25 protein-coding genes are annotated in these 22,403 nt (G+C 36.0%); 16 read left to right on the forward strand and 9 right to left on the reverse strand.

Features of this window, described 5'->3' with window-relative positions:
* The first annotated feature begins 61 nt into the window (after window positions 1–61).
* Window positions 62–490 carry a DUF1801 domain-containing protein gene (locus tag ACODSI_RS09840; protein ID WP_488916677.1) on the forward strand — a complete coding sequence of 143 codons (429 nt, stop codon included), beginning with the start codon at window positions 62–64 and terminating at the stop codon, window positions 488–490.
* Window positions 491–636: 146 nt separating this feature from the next.
* Complete coding sequence (locus ACODSI_RS09845) at window positions 637–1,596, forward strand: sialidase family protein (RefSeq protein WP_488916678.1); 960 nt, start codon at window positions 637–639, stop codon at window positions 1,594–1,596.
* Window positions 1,597–1,653: 57 nt separating this feature from the next.
* On the opposite strand, the gene ACODSI_RS09850 is transcribed toward ACODSI_RS09845, so the two are convergent.
* The 4 genes from ACODSI_RS09850 to ACODSI_RS09865 all read right to left on the reverse strand — a co-directional run bounded on the left by ACODSI_RS09850 (window position 1,654) and on the right by ACODSI_RS09865 (window position 4,298).
* The gene (locus ACODSI_RS09850) at window positions 1,654–2,124 is read right to left on the reverse strand and encodes a sensor of ECF-type sigma factor (RefSeq protein WP_488916679.1); all 471 of its coding nucleotides are present in this window, start codon (window positions 2,122–2,124) and stop codon (window positions 1,654–1,656) included.
* A 5-nt stretch (window positions 2,125–2,129) separates the two neighbouring features.
* The gene (locus ACODSI_RS09855; RefSeq protein ID WP_488916680.1) at window positions 2,130–2,549 is read right to left on the reverse strand and encodes a hypothetical protein; all 420 of its coding nucleotides are present in this window, start codon (window positions 2,547–2,549) and stop codon (window positions 2,130–2,132) included.
* 30 nt (window positions 2,550–2,579) lie between these two features.
* Complete coding sequence (locus tag ACODSI_RS09860; RefSeq protein WP_488916681.1) at window positions 2,580–3,122, reverse strand: RNA polymerase sigma factor; 543 nt, start codon at window positions 3,120–3,122, stop codon at window positions 2,580–2,582.
* An 81-nt stretch (window positions 3,123–3,203) separates the two neighbouring features.
* Window positions 3,204–4,298 (reverse strand): SRPBCC family protein, encoded by a 1,095-nt coding sequence (locus tag ACODSI_RS09865; RefSeq protein WP_488916682.1) that lies wholly within the window; start codon window positions 4,296–4,298, stop codon window positions 3,204–3,206.
* A gap of 387 nt (window positions 4,299–4,685) precedes the next feature.
* Between ACODSI_RS09865 and ACODSI_RS09870 the strand changes: the two genes are divergently transcribed.
* Complete coding sequence (locus ACODSI_RS09870; protein WP_488916683.1) at window positions 4,686–5,069, forward strand: pyrophosphohydrolase domain-containing protein; 384 nt, start codon at window positions 4,686–4,688, stop codon at window positions 5,067–5,069.
* A gap of 566 nt (window positions 5,070–5,635) precedes the next feature.
* Here ACODSI_RS09870 and ACODSI_RS09875 read toward each other — a convergent pair.
* Window positions 5,636–6,130 carry a GNAT family N-acetyltransferase gene (locus ACODSI_RS09875; protein ID WP_488916684.1) on the reverse strand — a complete coding sequence of 165 codons (495 nt, stop codon included), beginning with the start codon at window positions 6,128–6,130 and terminating at the stop codon, window positions 5,636–5,638.
* Window positions 6,131–6,225: 95 nt separating this feature from the next.
* Between ACODSI_RS09875 and menD the strand changes: the two genes are divergently transcribed.
* On the forward strand, window positions 6,226–7,884 hold the full coding sequence (gene menD / locus ACODSI_RS09880; protein WP_488916685.1) for a 2-succinyl-5-enolpyruvyl-6-hydroxy-3-cyclohexene-1-carboxylic-acid synthase: 1,659 nt from the start codon (window positions 6,226–6,228) through the stop codon (window positions 7,882–7,884).
* Here the strand turns inward: menD and ACODSI_RS09885 are convergent.
* On the reverse strand, window positions 7,881–8,306 hold the full coding sequence (locus tag ACODSI_RS09885; RefSeq protein ID WP_488916686.1) for an SET domain-containing protein: 426 nt from the start codon (window positions 8,304–8,306) through the stop codon (window positions 7,881–7,883). The two genes, menD and ACODSI_RS09885, sit on opposite strands and share 4 nt — an antisense overlap.
* A gap of 112 nt (window positions 8,307–8,418) precedes the next feature.
* Here ACODSI_RS09885 and ACODSI_RS09890 point away from each other — a divergent pair, with 112 nt between their 5' ends.
* Together ACODSI_RS09890 and ygiD are read left to right on the forward strand one after the other, a co-directional pair.
* The gene (locus ACODSI_RS09890; protein WP_488916687.1) at window positions 8,419–9,258 is read left to right on the forward strand and encodes a CvfB family protein; all 840 of its coding nucleotides are present in this window, start codon (window positions 8,419–8,421) and stop codon (window positions 9,256–9,258) included.
* A gap of 189 nt (window positions 9,259–9,447) precedes the next feature.
* Entirely contained in the window at window positions 9,448–10,281 is an 834-nt protein-coding gene (gene ygiD / locus ACODSI_RS09895) for a 4,5-DOPA-extradiol-dioxygenase (protein WP_488916795.1), read from the forward strand.
* 32 nt (window positions 10,282–10,313) lie between these two features.
* Here the strand turns inward: ygiD and ACODSI_RS09900 are convergent, their stop codons facing one another.
* Together ACODSI_RS09900 and ACODSI_RS09905 are read right to left on the reverse strand one after the other, a co-directional pair.
* Entirely contained in the window at window positions 10,314–10,739 is a 426-nt protein-coding gene (locus ACODSI_RS09900; protein ID WP_488916688.1) for a PH domain-containing protein, read from the reverse strand.
* Window positions 10,740–10,836: 97 nt separating this feature from the next.
* Window positions 10,837–11,361 (reverse strand): hypothetical protein, encoded by a 525-nt coding sequence (locus ACODSI_RS09905; protein ID WP_488916689.1) that lies wholly within the window; start codon window positions 11,359–11,361, stop codon window positions 10,837–10,839.
* A 59-nt stretch (window positions 11,362–11,420) separates the two neighbouring features.
* On the opposite strand from ACODSI_RS09905, the gene ACODSI_RS09910 reads away from it, so the two are divergent.
* The 10 genes from ACODSI_RS09910 to ACODSI_RS09955 all read left to right on the forward strand — a co-directional run bounded on the left by ACODSI_RS09910 (window position 11,421) and on the right by ACODSI_RS09955 (window position 21,559).
* Window positions 11,421–12,260 (forward strand): 1,4-dihydroxy-2-naphthoyl-CoA synthase, encoded by an 840-nt coding sequence (locus ACODSI_RS09910; RefSeq protein ID WP_488916690.1) that lies wholly within the window; start codon window positions 11,421–11,423, stop codon window positions 12,258–12,260.
* A 47-nt stretch (window positions 12,261–12,307) separates the two neighbouring features.
* The gene (locus ACODSI_RS09915; protein WP_488916691.1) at window positions 12,308–12,823 is read left to right on the forward strand and encodes a PH domain-containing protein; all 516 of its coding nucleotides are present in this window, start codon (window positions 12,308–12,310) and stop codon (window positions 12,821–12,823) included.
* Window positions 12,823–14,337, forward strand: a complete 1,515-nt coding sequence (locus ACODSI_RS09920) for a PH domain-containing protein (RefSeq protein WP_488916692.1) — start codon at window positions 12,823–12,825, stop codon at window positions 14,335–14,337. The genes ACODSI_RS09915 and ACODSI_RS09920 overlap by 1 nt, the downstream gene beginning before the upstream one ends.
* 32 nt (window positions 14,338–14,369) lie before the next feature.
* Entirely contained in the window at window positions 14,370–15,326 is a 957-nt protein-coding gene (menA, locus tag ACODSI_RS09925; protein ID WP_488916693.1) for a 1,4-dihydroxy-2-naphthoate octaprenyltransferase, read from the forward strand.
* Between the two features lie 2 nt (window positions 15,327–15,328).
* The gene (locus ACODSI_RS09930; RefSeq protein WP_488916694.1) at window positions 15,329–16,006 is read left to right on the forward strand and encodes a metal-dependent hydrolase; all 678 of its coding nucleotides are present in this window, start codon (window positions 15,329–15,331) and stop codon (window positions 16,004–16,006) included.
* Between the two features lie 126 nt (window positions 16,007–16,132).
* Window positions 16,133–17,338 (forward strand): tetratricopeptide repeat protein, encoded by a 1,206-nt coding sequence (locus ACODSI_RS09935; protein WP_488916695.1) that lies wholly within the window; start codon window positions 16,133–16,135, stop codon window positions 17,336–17,338.
* 95 nt (window positions 17,339–17,433) lie between these two features.
* Window positions 17,434–18,471, forward strand: a complete 1,038-nt coding sequence (locus ACODSI_RS09940) for an o-succinylbenzoate synthase (protein WP_488916696.1) — start codon at window positions 17,434–17,436, stop codon at window positions 18,469–18,471.
* Window positions 18,472–18,533: 62 nt separating this feature from the next.
* Complete coding sequence (locus ACODSI_RS09945) at window positions 18,534–19,628, forward strand: efflux RND transporter periplasmic adaptor subunit (protein WP_488916697.1); 1,095 nt, start codon at window positions 18,534–18,536, stop codon at window positions 19,626–19,628.
* Window positions 19,628–20,884, forward strand: a complete 1,257-nt coding sequence (locus tag ACODSI_RS09950; RefSeq protein ID WP_488916698.1) for an ABC transporter permease — start codon at window positions 19,628–19,630, stop codon at window positions 20,882–20,884. The genes ACODSI_RS09945 and ACODSI_RS09950 overlap by 1 nt, the downstream gene beginning before the upstream one ends.
* Complete coding sequence (locus tag ACODSI_RS09955) at window positions 20,885–21,559, forward strand: ABC transporter ATP-binding protein (protein ID WP_488916699.1); 675 nt, start codon at window positions 20,885–20,887, stop codon at window positions 21,557–21,559.
* A 46-nt stretch (window positions 21,560–21,605) separates the two neighbouring features.
* Here the strand turns inward: ACODSI_RS09955 and ACODSI_RS09960 are convergent, their stop codons facing one another.
* Complete coding sequence (locus ACODSI_RS09960; protein ID WP_488916700.1) at window positions 21,606–22,178, reverse strand: pentapeptide repeat-containing protein; 573 nt, start codon at window positions 22,176–22,178, stop codon at window positions 21,606–21,608.
* Between the last annotated feature and the right edge of the window lie 225 nt (window positions 22,179–22,403).

The raw sequence follows: 22,403 nt of genomic DNA on the forward strand, positions 1-22,403 counted from the left end.
TAGCAACGTTATTTAGCTGTAGGTATTCTATTTACAGTATTTGTTGGATAAATGATTTTTTATGATGGTACAAAAACAAATTGAAGCGTATATTAATAGTCAACCGGAATTGAAAAGGATTGAAATGCAAAAGTTGCATAGTATTATTTTGGAAATGAGGCCTGACTGCGAATTGTGGTTTCTAGATGGTAAGAACAGTGACAATAAAGTGGTTTCGAATCCGAATATTGGCTATGGTGTTTATACCATAAAATATGCTGATGGCACAACCAAACCTTTTTATCAGATTGGAATCAGTGCTAATACTACTGGAATATCAGTTTACGTTATGGGTTTAAACGATAAGACCTATTTAGCCAAAACGTATGCAGAAACATTAGGAAAAGCAACGGTAACTGGCTATTGTATTAAATTCAAATCGTTGGAAAACATCAATATTGATGTGCTTAAAGCGGCAATTCAATTTGGATTTGAAGCCCATAATGAGTAAGCCAATTGATTAAAAAAATGAATCTTTAATGTAATTAATGATATAGCATGATAAAGAAAGTACTCCTTATACTTATAGTCTCTATTTTATTTTCTTCATGTAAATCTGGTCAAGTTTATAAAACAACTTTTTTTACCAGTGTAAAAATGGATACCCTTTTGAAAGATAAGATTAGCATTCGACCTATAACCGTTTCTTCGGATAAAGTTTGGTATGCTGCCGATAAAAATAGAGTAGGGTATGTGAGTTTAAAAGATGCCAATAAAATGGAACGTAGTATAAAAAAAGATTCTCTGAAATTAGAATTTAGAAGTATAGCGCAAACGAGTACGGCTGTTTTTGTTGTTAATGTAGGGAATCCTGCTGTACTGTATAAATTTTCTAAAGATTTGGTTCAAAAGAAAATAGTCTATGAAGAACACCATGAAAAAGTGTTTTACGACAGTATGCAATTTTGGAACGATTTAGAAGGTATCGCTGTAGGTGATCCCATTGATGATTGTTTTTCAATTATTATTACTCGTGATGGTGGTGAAACGTGGAGCAAATTGTCCTGCGATAAACTTCCGAAAGTAGTTGAAGGTGAAGCCGCATTCGCCGCCAGTAATACCAATATTATTGTTAAAGGAAATGCCACTTGGATTGTTTCTGGAGGAAAGAAATCTCGAGTTTTTTATTCGTCAGATAAAGGACTTACATGGACAGTTTATGAAACGCCCATTGTTCAAGGAGAAACGATGACGGGTATTTTTACCGCCGATTTTTACAATGAAAACATCGGATTTATAGCCGGTGGAAATTATGAAAAGCCCACTCAAAATTTTCAAAATAAAGCCTTAACAACCAATGGTGGTAAAAGTTGGAAGTTGGTTGGGGAACATCAAGGATTTGGTTATGCTTCGTGTGTGCAATTCGTGCCAAATAGTAATGGCAAGCAACTGGTTTCTGTGGGTGCCAGCGGATTGTATTATTCTAAAGATCAAGGGGCTACTTGGCAACAGTTTAGCGCAGACAGTTCATTATACACCATTCGTTTTGTAAATGATACAACAGCTATTGCTGCGGGTAAAAATAAAATAGTACGACTTGTTTTTAGCACAAATTAATGCCATAAAAAAAGCGCTTCTCCATTGAAAAGCGCTTTTAGATTTTGATGTGATTTTTTATCGTCCAATTTTTTTATCTCGGTATTGTTGCAGCAGTTTTTTACTGAATTCTTCTTCTGCTTTTTTAAGTTTCAATATTTTAACAGCTGGTAAGACACCTTTTAAATTAGCAATGAATTTCTTTTTCAATTGATACAATTCGTCTTCGGTGCTTTCCATTTGATTGAGCATCGTTGTTGCTTCTTTTTCAGTTAATTTGTCAATAGAATTGTCGTCCTTTCGATCTAAAAAGGCTTTCATTTTTTGCTTTCTAATTTCTTGTTGTTTGTCTTCAAAAGCATTGTACAAAGGCCAAAATTTAGCAGCTTCGTCTGGAGTTAAATCCAATTCACTAGTGATATAAGCAACTTTTAAAGCTTTAATTTGTTCTTTTTTTTCTTTAAATCGCTGTTTAATGGGTCCATCTTGCGCAAAAGTAGCTATGGAAATAAAAAAAAGCGCTATCGTTATAAGTTTATAATTTTTCATGCCGTTTAGTTTTCGTTTGTAATGTATTGTTCCAATTCGGTGTTGCTAGAAAGTACTTCTTCTAAGGCTTCTTTTTCAATTGGAGTATCTATTTTTAATTGGTCAATATCTTCTTGTTCTAGTAAATTAACGATATCATCATCTGAAAGGGTGGTATGGTTTACCAGATAACTTTCTACTTCACTCGAAGTCAATTCGGCTTCTCGATTTTGTATTTGATACACTATCGGAATGGATAAGGCAATGACTAAAACTGCTGCTGCCGAATACATCCAACGTTTATTTCGAGCGTAAAAGGATACTACTTTTGGCTCTGCTTTAGGTAATTGTGACAGAACCTTTTCAGAGAAAGCATCAAAATAATGATCGGGAACTGTAAATCCTGAAGTTATTTTTTCGTTAGTATCTAATTTAAAATCTTTCATGTTAGTAAGACGTTTGTTGTTGTAAAAGGTTTAATTGTGATTCATATATTCTTCAATTTTTTTTACGGCATGATGATACGATGCTTTTAAAGCGCCTACCGAAGTGCCTAAAATCTCCGACATGTTTTCGTATTTTATTTCTTCGTAATATTTCATTTTAAAAACCAGTTGTTGTTTTTCTGGAAGTAATGCAATCGCTTTTTGCAATTTGATTTGAATCTCATTTCCATCAAAATATACATCCGATTGTAAGTTTTCTACAATTTTTGTTTGCATTGCTTCACTAGTAGTTCCGTTGCGTTTGGCTTTATTGTTAATGAAGGTAATGGCTTCATTGGTGGCGATGCGGTACATCCAAGAAAACAATTTGCTCTCGCCTTTGAAGTTTTTTAAATGTTGGAATACTTTAACAAAAGTGTTTTGTAATACATCATCGGTGTCGTCATGATTTAAAACGATGTTTCTAATGTGATGGTACAACGGTTTTTGATACTCGCGCAAGAGTTTTTGAAACGCAATGTTCTGCGTTTTAGGATTTAATAATTCTTGTATGAATTCCTTTTCTTCTTGCAAGGCGAAAATTTATCTATAAGAATAAAGATACTCGAAAAGGTTTAATCGGAACTTGTTTCAAATTCTTTTTTTATGATTTTTTTAAGGAGCAGCATTCTCAGACGGAACCGCAACCGCTGTGGAATCGGTTGGTTTTCGATAGGCTGGTTTTGGAGTTGCTTTTGGATAAACAGGTACATAAATTTCGGTTACCCATTTGGACGGACTTTTAACATCATTTCGTCCTTTTACATATACTTCAATCACTTGTCCTGAACGATTGCGCTCCAAATGATTGTCGGAAATGTAATTGAACGCTTTTTTCCAAGCCATTTGCGTATGCGAATAATCGCCAACCAAAGTCGTTTTTAACGAGGTGTAATTTGGCATTTCACCCGATTCTATATCGCTTCCCGGCATGATGTGAATGGAATCTCTAACCGGCATACATACCGAAAATCGTATGTCGTCATTGGCCCGATCGTATTTATGGTAAATGATAAATAATTTCCCGTTTGCCGTTAATTTGTTTTTTTCAAAAAAGCGCTCCATTCTTGGTACTAATATTTTGACGTAACGATCAACCTCTTTTTGTTTGCAGTGCATGAATTGTTTTAAGTAAAATCCACCTTGCTTATTCACTACACCGTTAACTTTAATTTTATAGGTGTTGATTTCGTAGTCAAGGGTTTTGTTCAGATTTTCTAAACTCTTTTCATACGAATCACCCACCACTGAATTAATTCCACCTTGAAAAAAAGCCAAGACTTTTGATTTAAAATCCAGTTTGCCTTTGCTTCTCCAAGTCACTTTGGTACCGCCTGTAGTATCTTTAAATTTCCATGAAATGGTAGACGATTCGCCATTTTGAATCATTTGTTGTGCAATACTGTCGTTTTCTTTTACCAAATAGGTTTTTAAATTTCCATCGCTGCTGTCACTTGTCCAACTGCACGAAGCGCCTTTTCCCATAGTAAGTTCGGGATAGGTGAATTTCATAGAGGCATCGTTTTGAATCCATGAAGCAAAGGTTTCCCAATTTCGAAAATCGTTAATGTAATTGAATACTACAGCTCTAGGATTTTTAATTACTTTACTTCGGGTCACATCATAGTTGGCATTTTGTGTTGATACAAAAACCGTCAATCCAATTAGGATTAAAAAAAGTAATAAAAATATGTATTTGAGTATTCTCATTAGAGGTTAAGCAATTGCGACGTAAATATAATAAAAATAAATCTATCGTTACACAATTCTAAAAATAGAAGTTGTTTTACCGTGAATTCAATAAAAAAAACTTTAAGTTAAGAATTGATTATTAATGCCTAGAGAATATTTTAATTAAAAAAAGCACCAGTATAAACCCGAAAAAACCCAATAATATCTTGTAGTTTCCTTTATAAAATTTGTTGTGTAATGCCTTGTCTTTGCCATATGCATAAATCATGGCAGCTACAAATGCTACGATAAAAAAGCCCGCAAAGATCAATTGCCCTTTTGTAAACATAATTAGTAATTTTTCAACAAATTTAGGCATTTGAATTCATAATTTGTATTTTGGCTTCATAATTAATTTTAAGTAAAATGCAAAAACAAATCAACTCTGTTAAAGAATTTCATACCGCTTTTGGATTAGGTGTAAGCGAAATAATTAAAGCCGATTTGGGGAAACAAATCAACATGCTTCGTTACAATTTGATGAAAGAAGAAAACGAAGAATATCTGGAAGCCGTTCAGAATAATGATATCGTAGAAATCGCCGATGCTCTTGGCGACATGCTTTATATTCTTTGTGGCACCATAATCGAACACGGATTGCAACATAAAATAGAAGAAGTGTTTGACGAAATTCAACGAAGTAACATGAGTAAGCTTGGCGAAGACGGCAAACCTATTTACAGAGAAGACGGTAAGGTGATGAAAGGTCCGAATTATTTCAAACCGAATTTTGAGGAAATATTGAAGTAAAATTTTTAATAAAAAGAAAAAAATGAAATGACAAAGCCATGGGTAATTACTGAAAAAATTATTGCCTCACTACAAATAATATTTGGGTTGACATTAATTTACATAATTTTTTACAGTAACATGGTTACAATAGAATATTATTTGAATGACAGTAATTTGGGTTGGAAATATTTGTCATTTTATAAAATCTTTAAAAACAATTTCCTGCCTTTATTCAAAGCATTACTTTTTTTAACGTCAGGAATTTTATTGATTAAAAATCATTTTAAAGGCTGGATAATTGGTTTTACAATGTGGTTTAGTTTTGGGATTATTTCGTTGCAATATATTTTAAAGCTGCTCCAACAAGTTCATATTGTTTGGAGAAATCTAGAGTATTTGTATTTAATTCTTCTTATGATTTTGTTTTTTACAAATGCAATATTACTTAATGCGAAGGAATTTAGGGAAAAGTATAAACCAAATTGGCAAAGTCCAAAAAATTGGTCAATTGTTTTGATTATTATTATTCTAACAACGATTGATACCTGTAAAATCTGGTTTTAAATGTCTATTCTATGAAAAGTCTAAAGCATTTTTTGCATAAAAACACTGTGCAACCAACGGTCAAATTTGAATCCAGATTCTTTAATAGTGCCTGCAATTTCAAACCCGAATTTTTTATGAAAATCGATACTGGTTTGATTTTCGGCATCAATAACGCCAATCATGGTGTGCAGTTTTTGTGCTTTCGCCAAATGAATGAGTTCTTGTAGAAGAAGTTTACCAATACCTTTTCCCAAATGATTAGGATGTGCATACACCGAATGTTCTACCGTAAATTTATAGGCTTCACGAAATCGGAATTCGCTATAATACCCAAAACCAACTACAATTCCATTCTCAACAGCCACTACAATTGGAAATCTTTTTTGGAGTTTGTCTTCAAAAAGAGCCAATTGATTGGCTAACGTTCGCGGTTCATAATCATACAAAGCGGTTGAGTTTAGAATATTGTAATTGATGATTTCTAAAATGGCTGGTGCATCTTCAATGTGGTAATTTCTGATATTGATTTCCATAGTATGAGAATTGACTTCAAAAATAATAAAACTTGACCAACCTCTTGAAAATACTTTACAACTTTGTAACTTTGTACCCTTGCAACTCCATAAAAATGACATACCCAAAAATACCTTTAGCACAATCCATTATCGAAATATTTCGCGCTAAAGGAATTACCACTATCATAATTTCTCCAGGTTCACGTAATGCTCCATTAACAATAGGCTTTGCGAGTCATCCCGATTTTACTTGTTACAGTATTGCTGACGAGCGTTCGGCGGCATTTTTTGCCGTAGGAATGGCGCAACAAATCAAAAAACCGGTTGCCGTTGTGTGTACTTCGGGTTCGGCATTGCTGAATTATTATCCGGCATTTGCGGAAGCGTTTTACAGTCAGATTCCTTTTATAGTGCTTTCTGCCGATAGACCTCAGAGCAAGATTGATATTGGCGACGGACAAACCATTCGTCAAGAAAATGTGTTTGCCAATCATTCGTTATTCAATGCCAATCTAACCGAGGACGCTTCCGATGAAAATGATTATTCAATAAACGAAGCGATTCATACGGCTTTCGCCCAAAAAGGGCCAGTACACATCAATGCGCCTTTTGAAGAACCGTTGTATGAAACGGTTTCTGAATTGACTGTGGAACCAAAAATAGTTTCATCAGTTGCAACCGATTTTATCTATGACGAACCGATTTCGGAATATGCTTCCATTTGGAATGCTTCCAAAAAGAAATTGGTGTTGGTTGGCGTTAACGAACCCAATGCCGTTGAGCAAAAGTTTCTTGATAAATTAGCCAATGATCCTTCGGTTGTGGTGCTCATTGAAACGACATCCAATTTGCACCATCCGAAGTTTATTAACACTATTGATTCGATAATTACACCGTTCACCCACAACGATTTTCTAGCTTTTCAACCCGATATTTTAGTGACTTTTGGCGGCATGATTGTGTCCAAACGCATTAAAGCTTTTTTACGAAAATACAAGCCAAATCACCATTGGCATATCGATACTTTACGAGCTTACGATACCTTTGGTTGTTTGACCAAGCATTTTGAGGCGACACCTAATTTGTTTTTAGAATCGTTTTTCATTTTTACAGCAACAGTGGAAAGTGATTACAATCAATTGGCTCAAGATATAAAGACGTTACGTCAACAAAAAAGTATCGAATACTTAGCTAAAATTCCGTTTACCGATTTAAAAGTGTTTGAAAAAGTCATTCCGACTTTGCCGAAGAATTCGCAATTGCAAATCAGCAACAGTTCGCCCATTCGGTATGCTCAATTGTTTGACATTGAAAAAAGCATTGAAGTGTTTAGCAATAGAGGTACCAGCGGTATCGACGGTAGTACATCAACGGCAATTGGAGCGGCGGTAGGAAGTGGAAAACCCAACGTGTTTATCGCTGGCGACATCGGATTTTTATACGACAGCAACGCACTTTGGAACCAATACATTCCGAAAAATTTCAAAATTATTTTGATAAACAATGGTGGTGGTGGCATTTTCAGAATTCTTCCAGGTCATGATGAGACGCCTGTTTTCAATACGTTTTTTGAAACCTCACATTGTTTGACTGCCGAACATTTAGCCAAAATGTATGGCTTTAATTATTTAACGGCGAGTAATGAGACTACTTTAGATAAAAGTTTAAAAACACTATTTTCAAATGATGAAAAACCCGCTTTATTAGAAGTGTTTACACCAACATTAGAGAACGACAAGGTGTTGTTGCAGTATTTTAAGGAGTTGGTTTAACCGTGTTTCTTCCAATAGTTCTTCCCGTAATCACAAAAAATTTCGTCTCCAGCTTTTATTTTTTTGAGTGCTATTAAGCACACTTGGTTGTTTTCGTCTAAGGCTATTTTGGCATTGTTTTTAAAGTCAGATTTTGAAAATCCACAAGCGTCATTGGCGTATTTTGCAAAACCATCAGTAGTCATGCAATCTAAAATGGTTCCGTTGAGTAAGTTCATAAAATAGGTGTCTAATCCTTTTTTTGAACGTATAGCAGCTTCTTTATTTGATAAAACTTCACCATTAAAAACGGCAATAATTTCCTCTTTATATATGGCAATAGCGGTGAACAAACCTTTGCCCGAATTGGGAAGTTGAGATGTTTGAATGTATAAATAATCAGATTCTTCGGCTTGAATTTTATTTTCGTCTTTTTTTGACATTACAGCTTTGTTGGTATTCAAATGTAATCAATTTAGCTACATATCATCAATTCCTAATTCCTAAATTCACAATTCCTAATTCAATTTCATACCTTTGCCCAAATTCAAGAAAATGCTTAACATCGGCCAATACAATACGCTTACCATTTTACGCGATACCAAAGTGGGATTATTTTTAGGAAACGGAAATGAAGAAGATGATGTACTGTTACCCAATAAATACGTTCCCAAAGTATTTGAAATTGGAGAGGAAATCACCGTTTTTGTGTATCTAGACCATGAAGAACGTCCAGTAGCGACTACTTTAGTACCTTATGTTTTCTTAAACGAATTTGCTCTTTTGCGTGTGAATTATACCAATCAAGTAGGGGCTTTTATGGATTGGGGCATGGAAAAAGATATTTTAGTTCCATTTAAAGAGCAAGCGCGTCCGATGGAAAAAGGAAAACGGTATTTGGTGTATCTTTATATGGACGAAAAAACCAAGAGGTTAGTGGCTTCTAGTAAAACCAATCAGTTTTTGGATAATGAAAATATCACGGTTGAAAAAGGAGAAGAAGTTGATTTGATTATTTCTCATATTACAGACATCGGAATCAACGTCATCATCAACCAAAAACACAAAGGATTGGTCTACAAAGATGAGGTTTATGACGATACCATTCGAACTGGAGATAAGATGAAAGGCTACATAAAGTTTATTCGTCCTGATGGAAAAATAGATGTTTCGTTGCACAAACAAGGTTTTGAAAACATCGAACCCAATTCGGAAATTATTTTAAATGAATTGAGAGCCAGTCGAGGTTTCTTGCGATTGAACGACAATTCTAATCCCGAAGATATTAAAACGGTTTTGAAGATGAGCAAAAAGACGTTTAAAAAAGCAATCGGACTTTTATACAAAGAGAAATTGATTGAGATTAAAGACGATGGGATTTATTTGATACAATAGAAATTTCAATTATATGGAAAAACCGCAGATTGACAGATTGATACCAAAATCTGCTAATCTGCTTTTTTTTTATGTTAATATTTTCTTATGAAGTAAATTTTGTCTCAAAATATTAGTACATTTGTATATACAAATGTTGTAGCATTGAAACGAGAAACATTCATCAAAACACTCATAGGAGGAGCAGCCATGGCATCACTACAGCCGTTTTACAATTGGACTAAAGAATTAACCGAAGAAGACAACAAACTCCCCGTATTATTTATTGGTCATGGGTCACCAATGAACGGAATTGAAGACAACGAGTTTTCTAGAACTTGGGCAAAGTTTGGTAAAGAAATACCCAAACCCAAAGCCGTTTTAGTAATCTCGGCGCATTGGTTGACTAATGGCACTCACATAACCGCAATGGAAAATCCTAAAACGATTCATGATTTTGGTGGTTTTCCGCAGGCCTTGTTTGATGTCGAATATCCTGCCAAAGGAAGCCCCGAATTGGCTAAAACAACATCTGAATTAATCACCGCTACACCAGTAGGATTAGACCACGATTGGGGATTAGACCATGGCACTTGGACTGTGGTGCGACACATGTATCCCAATGCCGATATTCCGGTGCTTCAATTGAGTATCGATTATAACAAACCGCCTCAATATCATTATGATTTGGCCAAACAGCTCGCTTCTTTGCGCAAAAAAGGCGTATTGATTATTGGTAGTGGAAACATGGTACACAACCTTCGAATGGTGGCTTGGGATAAGTTGCAAGAACCTGAATATGGTTTTGATTGGGCGATTGAAATGAATGCCATCTTCAAAGAAAAAATAGCAACTAATGATTTTAAATCGTTGATTGCCTATGAAAAATTAAATGCAGCTGCCAAACTGGCCATTCCAACACCCGATCATTATTATCCGTTGTTATACAACATTGCATTGCGCGATGATAAAGAGGAGGTGAGTTTCTTTAACGACAAACCTGTAGGTGGTTCGTTAACCATGACTTCGGTAAAAATAGGATAAGAAAAAGGAAGCTATTTGGCTTCCTTTTTGTATTAAATCACTTCAATTTGTGGATTGATTTTTTTTATTTCTTGAATAAAAATATCACTCATTTTTGGAGATATGAATAAATCGTCAAATTGATTATAGGTCACAATAAAACCTTTTGTATCCAATGCGGGTTTCAACATTACTGGAACATTCAATCCCGAAAAACGTTTAATAGATTTGATTTTAGTAATGTCAACTCTACCACGAATAGGGCCCGAACGATACAGTAAAAAATTGTTTTTTATCACGTATCGAGTATCTAATAAAACCCATAACACAAAACCAGTCACTAAAGATATAATAATCAATGGAATCACTGGTATATTTCCTTTTTCAAGATTCAAGACCAACATCGCGATGAAAAACAATACAATGCCCCATAAGATGGCAATCGTAAAGGTGTTTTTGGAAGATAAGAATCGGTTCATAATAGTGTAATCCTAAGTTAAGTTTTGTTTGTGTTTCTTGATGCAAAAGTAAGGAGATAGTTTTCAATTTCAAACATCCGATACGGCAATATTTTGATTACTCGTTGAGTTGAAACGAATTTACAAATTGTATCGCGACTTCAGATTTGGTATTTCCAATAACCATCACAATAAAAAAATGATTGTCTTTAACAATGCAGAGGGTTTCCATGGTAACGTCTTCTATGGCACCTCCAAATTTTGCAGCGGAGTATTTCTCATTGAATAAGAATTTTTCATCCGTAGAAAGCACAAATTTTCCTCCCAATTGGGTTTCAATGTTCTTAACCGCACCGTTTTTGGCGCCGTCTAAAATTCCTTGAACTCCAGCGCCGTCTAATTTTTTAATTAATTCAGCCGGATAAATACTTTCCGAAAGTACAATTAAAAAATCTTCACCTTCACAATTATAAGTGGTGGTTGCTATTTTACCAACTTTAGAATCAACATCATTTTTTACCACTTCGGGTTTATTCGGAAAAGCTGCCTTAAAACCGGCACCCGGAAATGAGGTGGCTTTTGTTTGTGATACCGCTGAAATTGAATAGGTTAAGAGGAATAAGAATCCAAATATTTTTTTCATTATAAGTTTCTTTTTAAATAAGTTATAAAAATAGTATTTTTACCCTTAAAAAAAAGAATATGTCAGATATAAATTGGATTACCGCAAGGGAATTTGAAGATATTACGTATAAAAAATGCAACGGTGTGGCCCGAATTGCATTCAACCGTCCCGACGTTCGCAATGCGTTCCGTCCTAAAACTACAGCCGAATTACTGCAAGCTTTTCACGATGCTCAAGAAGATACCTCTATTGGAGTAGTCTTGCTTTCTGCGGAAGGACCAAGTTCTAAAGACGGCATTTGGTCGTTTTGTAGTGGCGGCGATCAAAAAGCGCGTGGTCATCAAGGCTATGTAGGCGATGATGGCTACCATCGATTGAATATTTTAGACGTACAACGTTTAATTCGTTTCATGCCCAAAGCCGTAATTTGTGTGGTTCCCGGTTGGGCTGTTGGTGGCGGTCACAGTTTGCATGTGGTATGCGATTTGACCTTAGCCAGTAAAGAACACGCCATTTTCAAACAAACCGATGCCGATGTCACTAGTTTTGATGGGGGTTATGGGTCGGCTTATTTGGCTAAAATGGTTGGACAAAAGAAAGCTAGAGAAATCTTTTTCTTAGGTCGAAATTATTCAGCACAAGAAGCCTTTGAAATGGGAATGGTCAATGCCGTAATTCCGCATGATGCATTAGAAGATACAGCTTATCAATGGGCACAAGAAATTCTAGCCAAATCGCCTACTTCCATTAAGATGCTCAAATTTGCTATGAATTTAACCGATGACGGTATGGTTGGCCAACAAGTATTTGCTGGTGAAGCTACCCGATTGGCTTATATGACCGATGAAGCAAAAGAAGGAAGGGATGCCTTTTTAGAAAAACGCAAGCCAAACTTTGATAAAAAATGGTTGCCATAATCGAGAACGTAATTCAACTTTTTTCTTCAAAAATCAAAAAATAACGTATGGAAAATTTCACTAACGAAGCTATAGATACCAAGAAACTTCCGCGATATGAAGCGATTTCATTAACGCCTTTGCATACTAAATATTGGAATGTGCAATTGATTAACTTGTTGGTTGTTTTTTTCATATTAGGAATTGCAGTAGGCGTAATTTGGTACAGTGCCGAAGAGCTCTCCAATTATGGTTTGCCAATATTGGTAGCCTTTTTGGTGGTTTTTAGTGTTTCAATTTTGTTAAACCGATTGGCTTTCAAGAAAAAAGCTTTTGCTTTCCGCAATCACGATGTAATATACAGAAGTGGTCTCATCGCAACAAGTACTATGGTAATTCCGTACAATAGAGTGCAACACGTAGCCTTACATGAAGGTTTTGTGTCTCGAATTTTTGGATTAGCCAAAGTTGAAATCTTTACGGCAGGCGGTAATTCCAGTGATTTGGAAATTCCAGGTATCGCCAAAGAAGAGGCCGAAAACATCAAACAGTTATTGATGGGTAAAATTCAAAAACAATTGTAATGGAAGCCAATTTCAACCAGCCGCAACGCCAATCGCCTATTGGTATTTTGGTCATTTTTGTGGATTCTTTGCAAAAATTTGCAAGGGCATTTTTGCCTTTGGTTTTAATTGTAATGTTCAAGGCCGATACCTTGAGTAAGATTTTTGTGTTTTTAGGAATAGTAGGATTGTTACTATTGGTTGGAGTTGTGGCTTATTTACGGTACCTAAATTTTACGTTTTATATTGATGCCGAACACGACGAATTTATTGTCAGCGATGGTATTATTAACAAAACCAAAACAACCATTCAACTTAATAAAATCCAACAAGTCAACATTCATCAAAATATTATTCAACGACTTATTGGTATTTATGCACTAAGTGTTGATACGGCTGGAAGCGACAAAAAAGAAGGCGATATCAAAGCCATTTCACACGATTTAGCCTTGGCATTAAAAGCCAAATTATTGGATAACGAACTACAGAAATCACAGAAGGTAACGGAATTTTCTGAAGAAAACGAACCTAAAGTAACGGTTTCGAATGAAGTGCATCCTTTCTTGAAAATCAGTTTGTCAAGTTTGTTTAAAGTAGGCATCACATCCAATTATGTGAGAAGCATTGGGCTTATTTTAACGTTCTTTTTTACAATACTTGACAACCTAAGAAACATAGGTAAAGATGATGTGATTGATGGCGATAAAATCGAAAAGCTGGTAGATAATTATCCAGTAATTTACTCAATTTTGTTTTTTATTATCGTGTTGTTTACGATTGTATTTTTAATCAATATTGGTCGAACGGTAATCAAGTATTTTGATTTGACGATTTCGAAACAAAAAGGCTCGTTATTGATGTCATACGGATTAATCAATACCGAAAGCACAATTTTGAAACCCGAAAAAGTACAAATCGTAAACCTATCTCAAAACTATTTTCAGAAAAAGCTCAACGTGCTCGAAATCAAAATTAAGCAAGCTATTAGCGACGAAAAGAAACAAAAGAAAGCGCTTATTGAGATTCCGGGTTGTAATGCTACAGAACGAGACGAAATTTTAAAGTTAATTTTTAAACAATTACCCGAAAAAGGCGTAAAGATGCTGCCTAATTTTCGTAAATTGGTTTTTTCAATTTTCCTTACTATTGTACTACCTTTAACAGGGTTTTATTTTTTCGGAAAAAGAATAGATGCTGAGGTTTTTAAATACACGCACTTTGCCATTTTTTACACGGTTTTTTCGCTAATTATTCATTTTTTTGGATTCCGGAATTACCGTTTGTTTATTAGTGACAATCACATCATCAAGCAAAGTGGCGCTTGGGATGTAGACCACGAAATTATTGAAATAAAAAAAATACAAGCCCTAACAACCTCACAATTGTTTTGGCATAAAAATCTAAATATTGGTTCGCTAACGATGCACACTGCAGGCGGAAGTCTTACTTTTTATTTAGGACAATACGATACCATCAAAGATTACGTAAACCTTTGGCTGTACGAAATCGAAACATCCGACAGTAATTGGATGTAATTTAAAATCTAATATCTAAAATTTAGTATCATATGAAACATTGGATTGAAGCCGCACGAGTTAGAACACTACCACTTTCGGTATCCGGAATCTTGGTAGGTAGTTTTTATGCGATGTCGCAAGGGATTTTCAACTGGAAAATTGTCATTTTAGCACTTTCTACCACTTTAGGATTACAAATTCTATCCAATTTTGCCAACGACTATGGTGATGGGGTAAAAGGCACCGACAACGAAGACCGTATTGGTCCGAAACGCGCCATTCAAAGCGGATTGATCACGCCAGGCGAAATGCGTTATGCTATTTTCATTACCGCATTTCTAACACTGGTATCGGCCATGTTGCTCATTTATGTGTCTTTTAAAGGGAAATATTTCTTGTATTCGATTATCTTTTTTGTGCTGGGCATTTTAGCTATAGCATCTGCCATTCGTTATACTGTGGGCAAAAATCCATACGGATACCGTGGCTTGGGCGATGTTTTTGTGTTTACTTTTTTCGGAATAGTAAGTACCTTCGGGGTGTATTTTATGTTTTCTAAACAAATGGATTGGTTGTTACTTATGCCGGCAACAGCCATCGGATTTTTAAGTGTTGGGGTATTGAACCTGAACAACATGCGCGACGAAGAATCTGATAAAAAATCAGGTAAAAATACCATCGTTGTCAAAAATGGTGGTGCTTGGGCTAAAAAATACCATTTCTTTTTAGTGATTTCGGCTATGGTATTGATGTTGCTTTTTGCGGTAATTTTCGATTTCAGTTACCGAGATCCAAATCCCGAACGTTTTAATTTTGATCTTTATTTCTTCTTAATCGCTTACATTCCATTATCAGCTCATTTATTGAGAGTGGCTGAAAATAAAGAACCCAAATTATTAGATCCTGAATTAAAGAAATTGGCTTTAAGTACGTTCTTATTGTCTATTTTATTGTCTTTATCATTGATATATTTTCTTTCAGATTTAATCATTTATTACACCAACTAATTATGAAAATCACATTCTACGGTCATGCGTGCATCTCAATTGAAGTAAGTGGCAAACACATACTTGTTGATCCATTTATCACGGCCAATCCCAAAGCGTCTCATATTGACATCAACACGCTTCAAGCCGATTACATCTTACTAACGCATGCGCATCAAGACCATATTTTAGATGCTGAAGCCATTGCAAAGCGCACGGATGCCGTTGTTGTGTCAAATTATGAAGTAGCGGTGCATTATGGCAATAAAGGCCTAAAATACCATCCAATGAATCATGGTGGTAGCTGGCAATTCGACTTTGGTAAAGTAAAATTGGTCAACGCCATTCATTCCAGTTCGTTTCCCGACGGCTCTTATGGCGGAAATCCGGCTGGATTCGTAATTGAAGGCGAACACAAAAACATCTACATTTCGGGCGATACAGCACTAACTATGGACATGAAACTCATTCCAATGCGTACCAAACTCGATTTAGCCATTCTGTCTATTGGAAACAACTTTACAATGGATGTGGATGATGCCATTATTGCTTCCGATTTTGTCGATTGTGATAAAGTACTCGGCGTGCATTTTGACACGTTTGGGTATATCGAAATCAATCACGATGAAGCCAAAAAGAAATTCTTTGATGCCGGCAAAGACTTGATGTTGCTGGATATCGGAGAAAGTATCAAATTATAAATCTTTTTTAAGCTTGTTTGAAGCGAATGGTATGCAAATTGTTGTAAACCCTATTCCTGCTGTCCGCGCTACACGGTAGCTCGCTTCCATCAGGGCTAATTAGTAATCGTATTGAATCAAATTACAATGTATAAGAAATTTTATCTCCTACTATCGGTATTGACTTTTGGTGTTATTACAGCACAATACAAAGATGGGTATTGGGACAACATCAGAACGACCAACGAAACCGTCACGTTACGTGCAGGTGAAAAGAAAGTCGTGAAGACTGCCGATTTTCCTGAAGGAACGACCGAAATCGTCTATAGAATTACACTTTTAGACGACAATCAAAAGTTGTCATCGAGTTTAGTTTCGGTGCTCAAAGCCATTCCAGATCCAACCGGAATCAGCCAAGGAACAGCTGGTGCGGTTTTTTTGCTGTCAACCATATCAGGCGATGACAAATGCAAGTATGCTATTTTTGCAGATGACAAGGAAGCTGATTTGTTTTTAACTACCGCCAAAAATGACAAAGCCTGCTTGGTTCAAGATACACCCATCAATAAAGAAGCACGTATTCTAAAATCGAAAGGGTCGGACTGTTTCAATTCCAAAACACAAAATCTATATTTTGCGTTTCAAAGCAATAATTGGGTGATGAATGAGAAAGTCATTCTTGAAGTCGTGCCTTGGGTGGATACTAAAGCCAGTCGTGGTTGGGATGTTGACGCTAAAAACGAAATCTTAGCCTTGAGCAAAACCCTCAAAGTGTATAAATCCTTAACTGGAAAAGACACCTTTTCTGCGGCTTTTTTAGAAAAACTATCTCAAAAATATACTTTTAAAGAGTTTTCTAACTTATTGCCTATCGAGAGAACTGCAGCCATAGAACAAGCTACCGATGACGCTTTGAAGAAAACAGGAGAAACCCAAAAATACTACAGTCTATTTAGAGATCGTGCTTACGCGGCCATCAATAAAGGTAATTTTGACGACGCCATAACCATCATACAATCGGAATTAATTGCTAAAAACAGAGCACAATCTATTGATTATGCCACTTTGGGAAACTATTACATTTTATCCAAACAATACGACAAATCGGAAAAAACACTCAATGAGGCTATTGTCAAAGACCCTACCGACATCAACTTGCAATTGCAATTAGCACATTTGTACTTGTTTACAGACCGCATTTCGGAGGCTAAAGACATTCATAAAAAGTATAAAAATCAAAACGTCAATGCCAAAACCACTTGGATACAACAAACCAAAAAAGATTTTGAACTGTTCAAAAAATGCCGTTTACCAGAAGATAATTTAAAAAAAATCATGCGCATTTTAGAGTAGCCTTTGTTTTTTATGGAATAGGTACTGAGAATCTAAGGTTCTATGTGTCTTGGCTATCTTAGTCCCTCAGCACCTCAGTAACTAACAATTCAATCATGAAAGCCACCTACCAAAAATACCTCTTACACTTCAAACGCCCTTCAGGAACTTCTAGAGGTGTTATGAATGAAAAAGAAACGTGGTTCATTGTTCTTGAAGACAACGGAAAAAAGGGAATAGGTGAGTGTGGTATTCTTCGCGGACTCAGTGCAGACGACCGACCCGATTATGAGGAAAAATTGCAATGGACGTGTGCTAACATTCACCTGGGAAAAGACCAACTTTGGGAAGCACTTATAGCGTTTCCATCGATACAGTTTGGGGTAGAAATGGCATTCCAATCTTTGGCTTCAGAAAACCCATTTGTATTGTTTCCTTCCGCTTTTACACAAGGCACTCAAAACATCAACATCAATGGTTTGGTGTGGATGGGTGAAGCATCGTTTATGAAGCAACAAATAGAAGAAAAATTGGCTCAAGGCTTCAAGTGCATCAAACTCAAAATTGGAGCGATTGATTTCCAAAAAGAACTCGAATTAGTGCACTTTATTCGTCAAAATTTTGATGAAAATACTATCGAAATTAGGGTAGATGCAAACGGCGCTTTTACTACAAATGAAGCTTTAGATAAATTGCATCAATTGGCTGGTTATAAATTACATAGTATTGAACAACCTATTGCTAAAAACAATACTGACACTATGGCAGAACTGTGTAAAAACACGCCTTTTCCTATTGCCTTAGACGAAGAGTTGATAGGTATCTTTTCAGTAGAAGAAAAAGAAGCGCTTTTGCAAAAAATTAAGCCGCAATACATTATTTTAAAACCTAGTTTTGTAGGTGGTTTTCGCGGTACAAAAGAGTGGATTGATTTAGCTAATAAATATCAAATTGGCTGGTGGATTACTTCTGCTTTAGAAAGTAATGTTGGGTTAAATGCGATTGCGCAATGGACTTTTTTACAGCAAAATTGGATGCCTCAAGGACTTGGAACCGGAGGTTTGTATACCAACAATTTTGACTGTCCATTGGAAGTTGTAAAAGGCGAATTGTGTTACAATAACAATCTTCAATGGAGCGTTGAAATTCTCTGAGAATTGCTCTACTTTCCATTAAATTTTTCGTAAATTTGAGTGTGAATTATAATACACACCTAATGCGCTATTCTTCATTAATTCTATTGACTTCTTTGTTGCTACTATTTTCTTCGTGTTCTAAAAAAGCAACCGACGAATTCCAACTCAAACCAAGTTCCATCACCGAAAGTGTCTATGCTTCGGGCGTTATTAAAGCCGAAAATCAATACACGGTTTATGCTACCGTAAGTGGAGTTTTGCAAAAAAGCCTCGTGCTTGTGGGGCAACCTATCAATCAAGGGCAGGCCTTGTTTCAAATTGAAAGCGATAAAGCCGCATTAAATACCGAAAACGCACGATTGGCTTACCAACTCAGTCAAGAAAGCAATCGCTACATTCAAGATAAAATTGCCGATATGGAAACCAAAGTCCAAGTGGCTAAAGATAAGTTGGCTTTAGATCTATCCGTTTACAACCGAAACAAAAATATTAAGCAATACAATGTCATTTCTGAAGTCGATTATGAGAAAGTGGAATTGGCCTATAAAAATTCCAAATCCAACTACGAATCGGCGCTAAAACAACTCTCTCAATTGAAAGCCCAATTGAAAAACGATCAAAACCGCAACAACATCAATCTGAAAATTAATGAAAAAGCGCAAGGTGATTTTACTGTAAAAAGTGCCTTTGCTGGCGAATTGTTTGATGTTTTGGTAAAAGACGGTACGTTGGTTACACCACAAACGCCTTTGGCCATAATAGGTAAAAAGAATGCGTATTTATTAGAATTGGATGTGGATGAAAACGATATGGTTCGTGTAGGACTTGGACAAAAAATAGTAGTGACCCTCGATAGTTACAAAGGAAGAACATTTGATGCGGTAGTAGACAAGATTTATCCCATCATGGACGAACGCTCTCGAACTTTTAAGATAGAAGCGCATTTCCTTCAAACACCAGCTAAGTTATACCCCAATCTTACTGCAGAAGCCAATATCGTAATCCAAACCAAGAAAAACGTGTTGACCATTCCGAAAAGCTATTTGGTAGATAATACTTATGTGTTGGTCAATTCCGACGAAAAGCGTAAGGTTACCATCGGTTTGAACGATTATCAAAATGCCGAAATTCTGGATGGTTTGAAAGCTGGTGAAACCATATACAAACCGAAATAATGAACTTCAAACTCATTTTAAATATTGCTGTGCATTTGCTTCGGGCGCGACTCAAACAAAGTATTGTGGCGGCTGTGGGCGTTACATTTGGTATCGCAATGTTCATTACATTGGTCAGTTTTATGCATGGTTTAAACAACATGCTTGATAATTTGATGTTGAACAGAACTCCGCACGTACGTTTGTACAACGAAATCAAACCGTCCGACAAGCAACCCATTTCGGTTTCGGAAAACTATAAAAACGATGTCAATTTTGTGAGTTCGGTCAAACCAAAAGACAGAGGCAAGGCCATTTACAACAGCAAGGCCATCATTTATTATTTAAAACAAGACCCACGTATTATTGATGTGGCACCCAAAATTACGACACCTGTTTTTTTCAATTCAGGAACCATAGAGATTTCGGGCGTGGTATATGGAGTAGAGGTAGCTGCTGAAGAAAAGCTGTTCCAACTGAGTGAATACATCATTGAAGGCAAGGTATCCGATTTGACCCAAAACAACAGCATCATCATTGGAAAAGGCTTGGCCGATAAAATGCTTTTGAAAAAAGGCGATGTCATCAAAATTACGACCGCCAAAGGCAATTTAGCGTCGATGAAGGTAGTAGGAATTACACAAATAGGCATTGCCGATTTAGACAATACGATGAGTTATACGTCGTTAGATACCGCACAAAAACTGTTGGGCGAACCTACCAATTACATTACCGATATTCAAATTAAGTTGCACGATATCAATTCGGCTCCGGCTTTAGCTAATGAATTCCGAACCCAATTTGATGTCGATGCTATTGATTATCAAACCTCCAATTCGCAGTTTGAAACCGGTAGTACTGTGAGAAGTATCATTTCCTATGCCGTGGGAATTGTATTGTTGATTGTAGCAGGATTTGGAATCTATAACATCCTCAACATGATGATTTTTGAGAAAATGGACAGCATTGCCATATTGAAAGCTACTGGATTTTCGGGTAATGATGTGAAATGGATTTTCATCGTGCTATCGATGGTGATCGGAATTACAGGTGGATTATTTGGATTGCTATTCGGATTTATTTTCACTTCAATTATTGACGTCATTCCTTTTAGTACGGCGGCTTTGCCTACCATTAAAACTTATCCAATTGATTACAATATTATTTATTATTTAATAGGAATCACTTTTGCCCTTTGTACAACATTCATTGCAGGATTATTTCCAGCATTAAAAGCAGGTAAGGTCGATCCAGTTGAAATTATTAGAGGAAAATAAATGAGCAATACAGTTTTAGAAACCAAAAACCTGTCCAAATATTTTTACGACCCTGTGAAGTTTCAGGTGTTGAAAGAAATCAACATGAGCATCAATCATGGCGAATTCGTTTCTATTGTTGGGAAATCGGGTTGTGGGAAATCTACGTTGTTGTACTTGCTCTCTACGATGGACACCGATTATGAAGGCGAATTGTACATTCACGACGAACTCATTACTGGCAAAACCGACAAAGATTTTGCTAAAATTAGAAATGAAAATATTGGTTTTGTATTCCAGTTTCACTATTTGCTTTCTGAATACAATGTGTTGAAAAACGTGATGCTACCCGGAATGAAACTTGGCAAACTAACCGAAAAAGAAATCGAACACAACGCCATGGAACATTTGCGCACGCTAGACATGCACGAGCAAGCACTCAAAATGCCCAATCAGTTGAGTGGCGGTCAAAAGCAACGTGTAGCCATTGCAAGAGCCTTAATCAATAATCCGCTCATCATTATGGGCGATGAACCCACTGGGAATTTAGACCATAAAAACAGCGATATGGTGTTTGATATTTTTAATAAACTAACGGTAGAGCACCAACAAACGCTACTAATTGTGACCCATGATAACGATTTTGCTTCCCGAACCAACCGCATCATCACCATGGAAGACGGCAGAATTGTATAAAACCTATGATTTTAAACTTCGTACCTCGTACTTCAAACTTTGTACTTTACTTAACTACAATATCATATTTCATCAACAATCCCTTCAATCCTTCTGTCGAGAAGATGGCTTTTTTTATTTTGTTTTTCTCTGGGTCGAGCACATAATCATAGCTGGTAGAAAAATCAGCTTTATTGGCCACGGTGTCGATAAAAACAGCGTGACGCAAATTGCAATTGTCAAACAAGACTTCGGTTAAATCGCTTCCCATAAAGTCAATGGCTATCATGCTGCAATTGATGAATTGCATTTTTCGGAGTTTCAAGGCATAAAATTTGGCATAATCCAACAAACAATCTTTAAAATGAAACTCATAAATGACTTGGTCGGTCATGGCAAAATTGACGTTGGTAAAATCACATTTGGTAAAAAACACACCGCGCAACGACACATAGTTGATTTTGGTTTCTTTAAAATTACACTCCAAGAAATTGCAATCAATAAAAGTCACCGTTTGAAAGGTACAGTTTCTGAAATCGCAATTGTGGAAGGTACAATTCTCAAAATCTTTGAATTTGGTATTGGAATCGTCAAATATTTGGTCGTGAAATTCTTGATCTAAAATGTAATCTGCGTGCATGATGTTGTTTTGAAGCTGTAAAGCTAGTGAATTTTAGGTGGATTTGAATCACGTGCATAGGTGCTATGTCACGTATACTTTAACTTAACCGCAAAGTTCGCAAAGAAAAATCAAAGTTCGCAAGGTATATATCGAATCAACCTAGCGTCCGTTGCGACAAACTTAGTGTCCTTAACGGTTAACCCCCTAATTCTTAATTCCTAATTCATAATTGATAACTCCAAT

Source organism: Flavobacterium sp. FG139 (genome assembly GCF_057809695.1).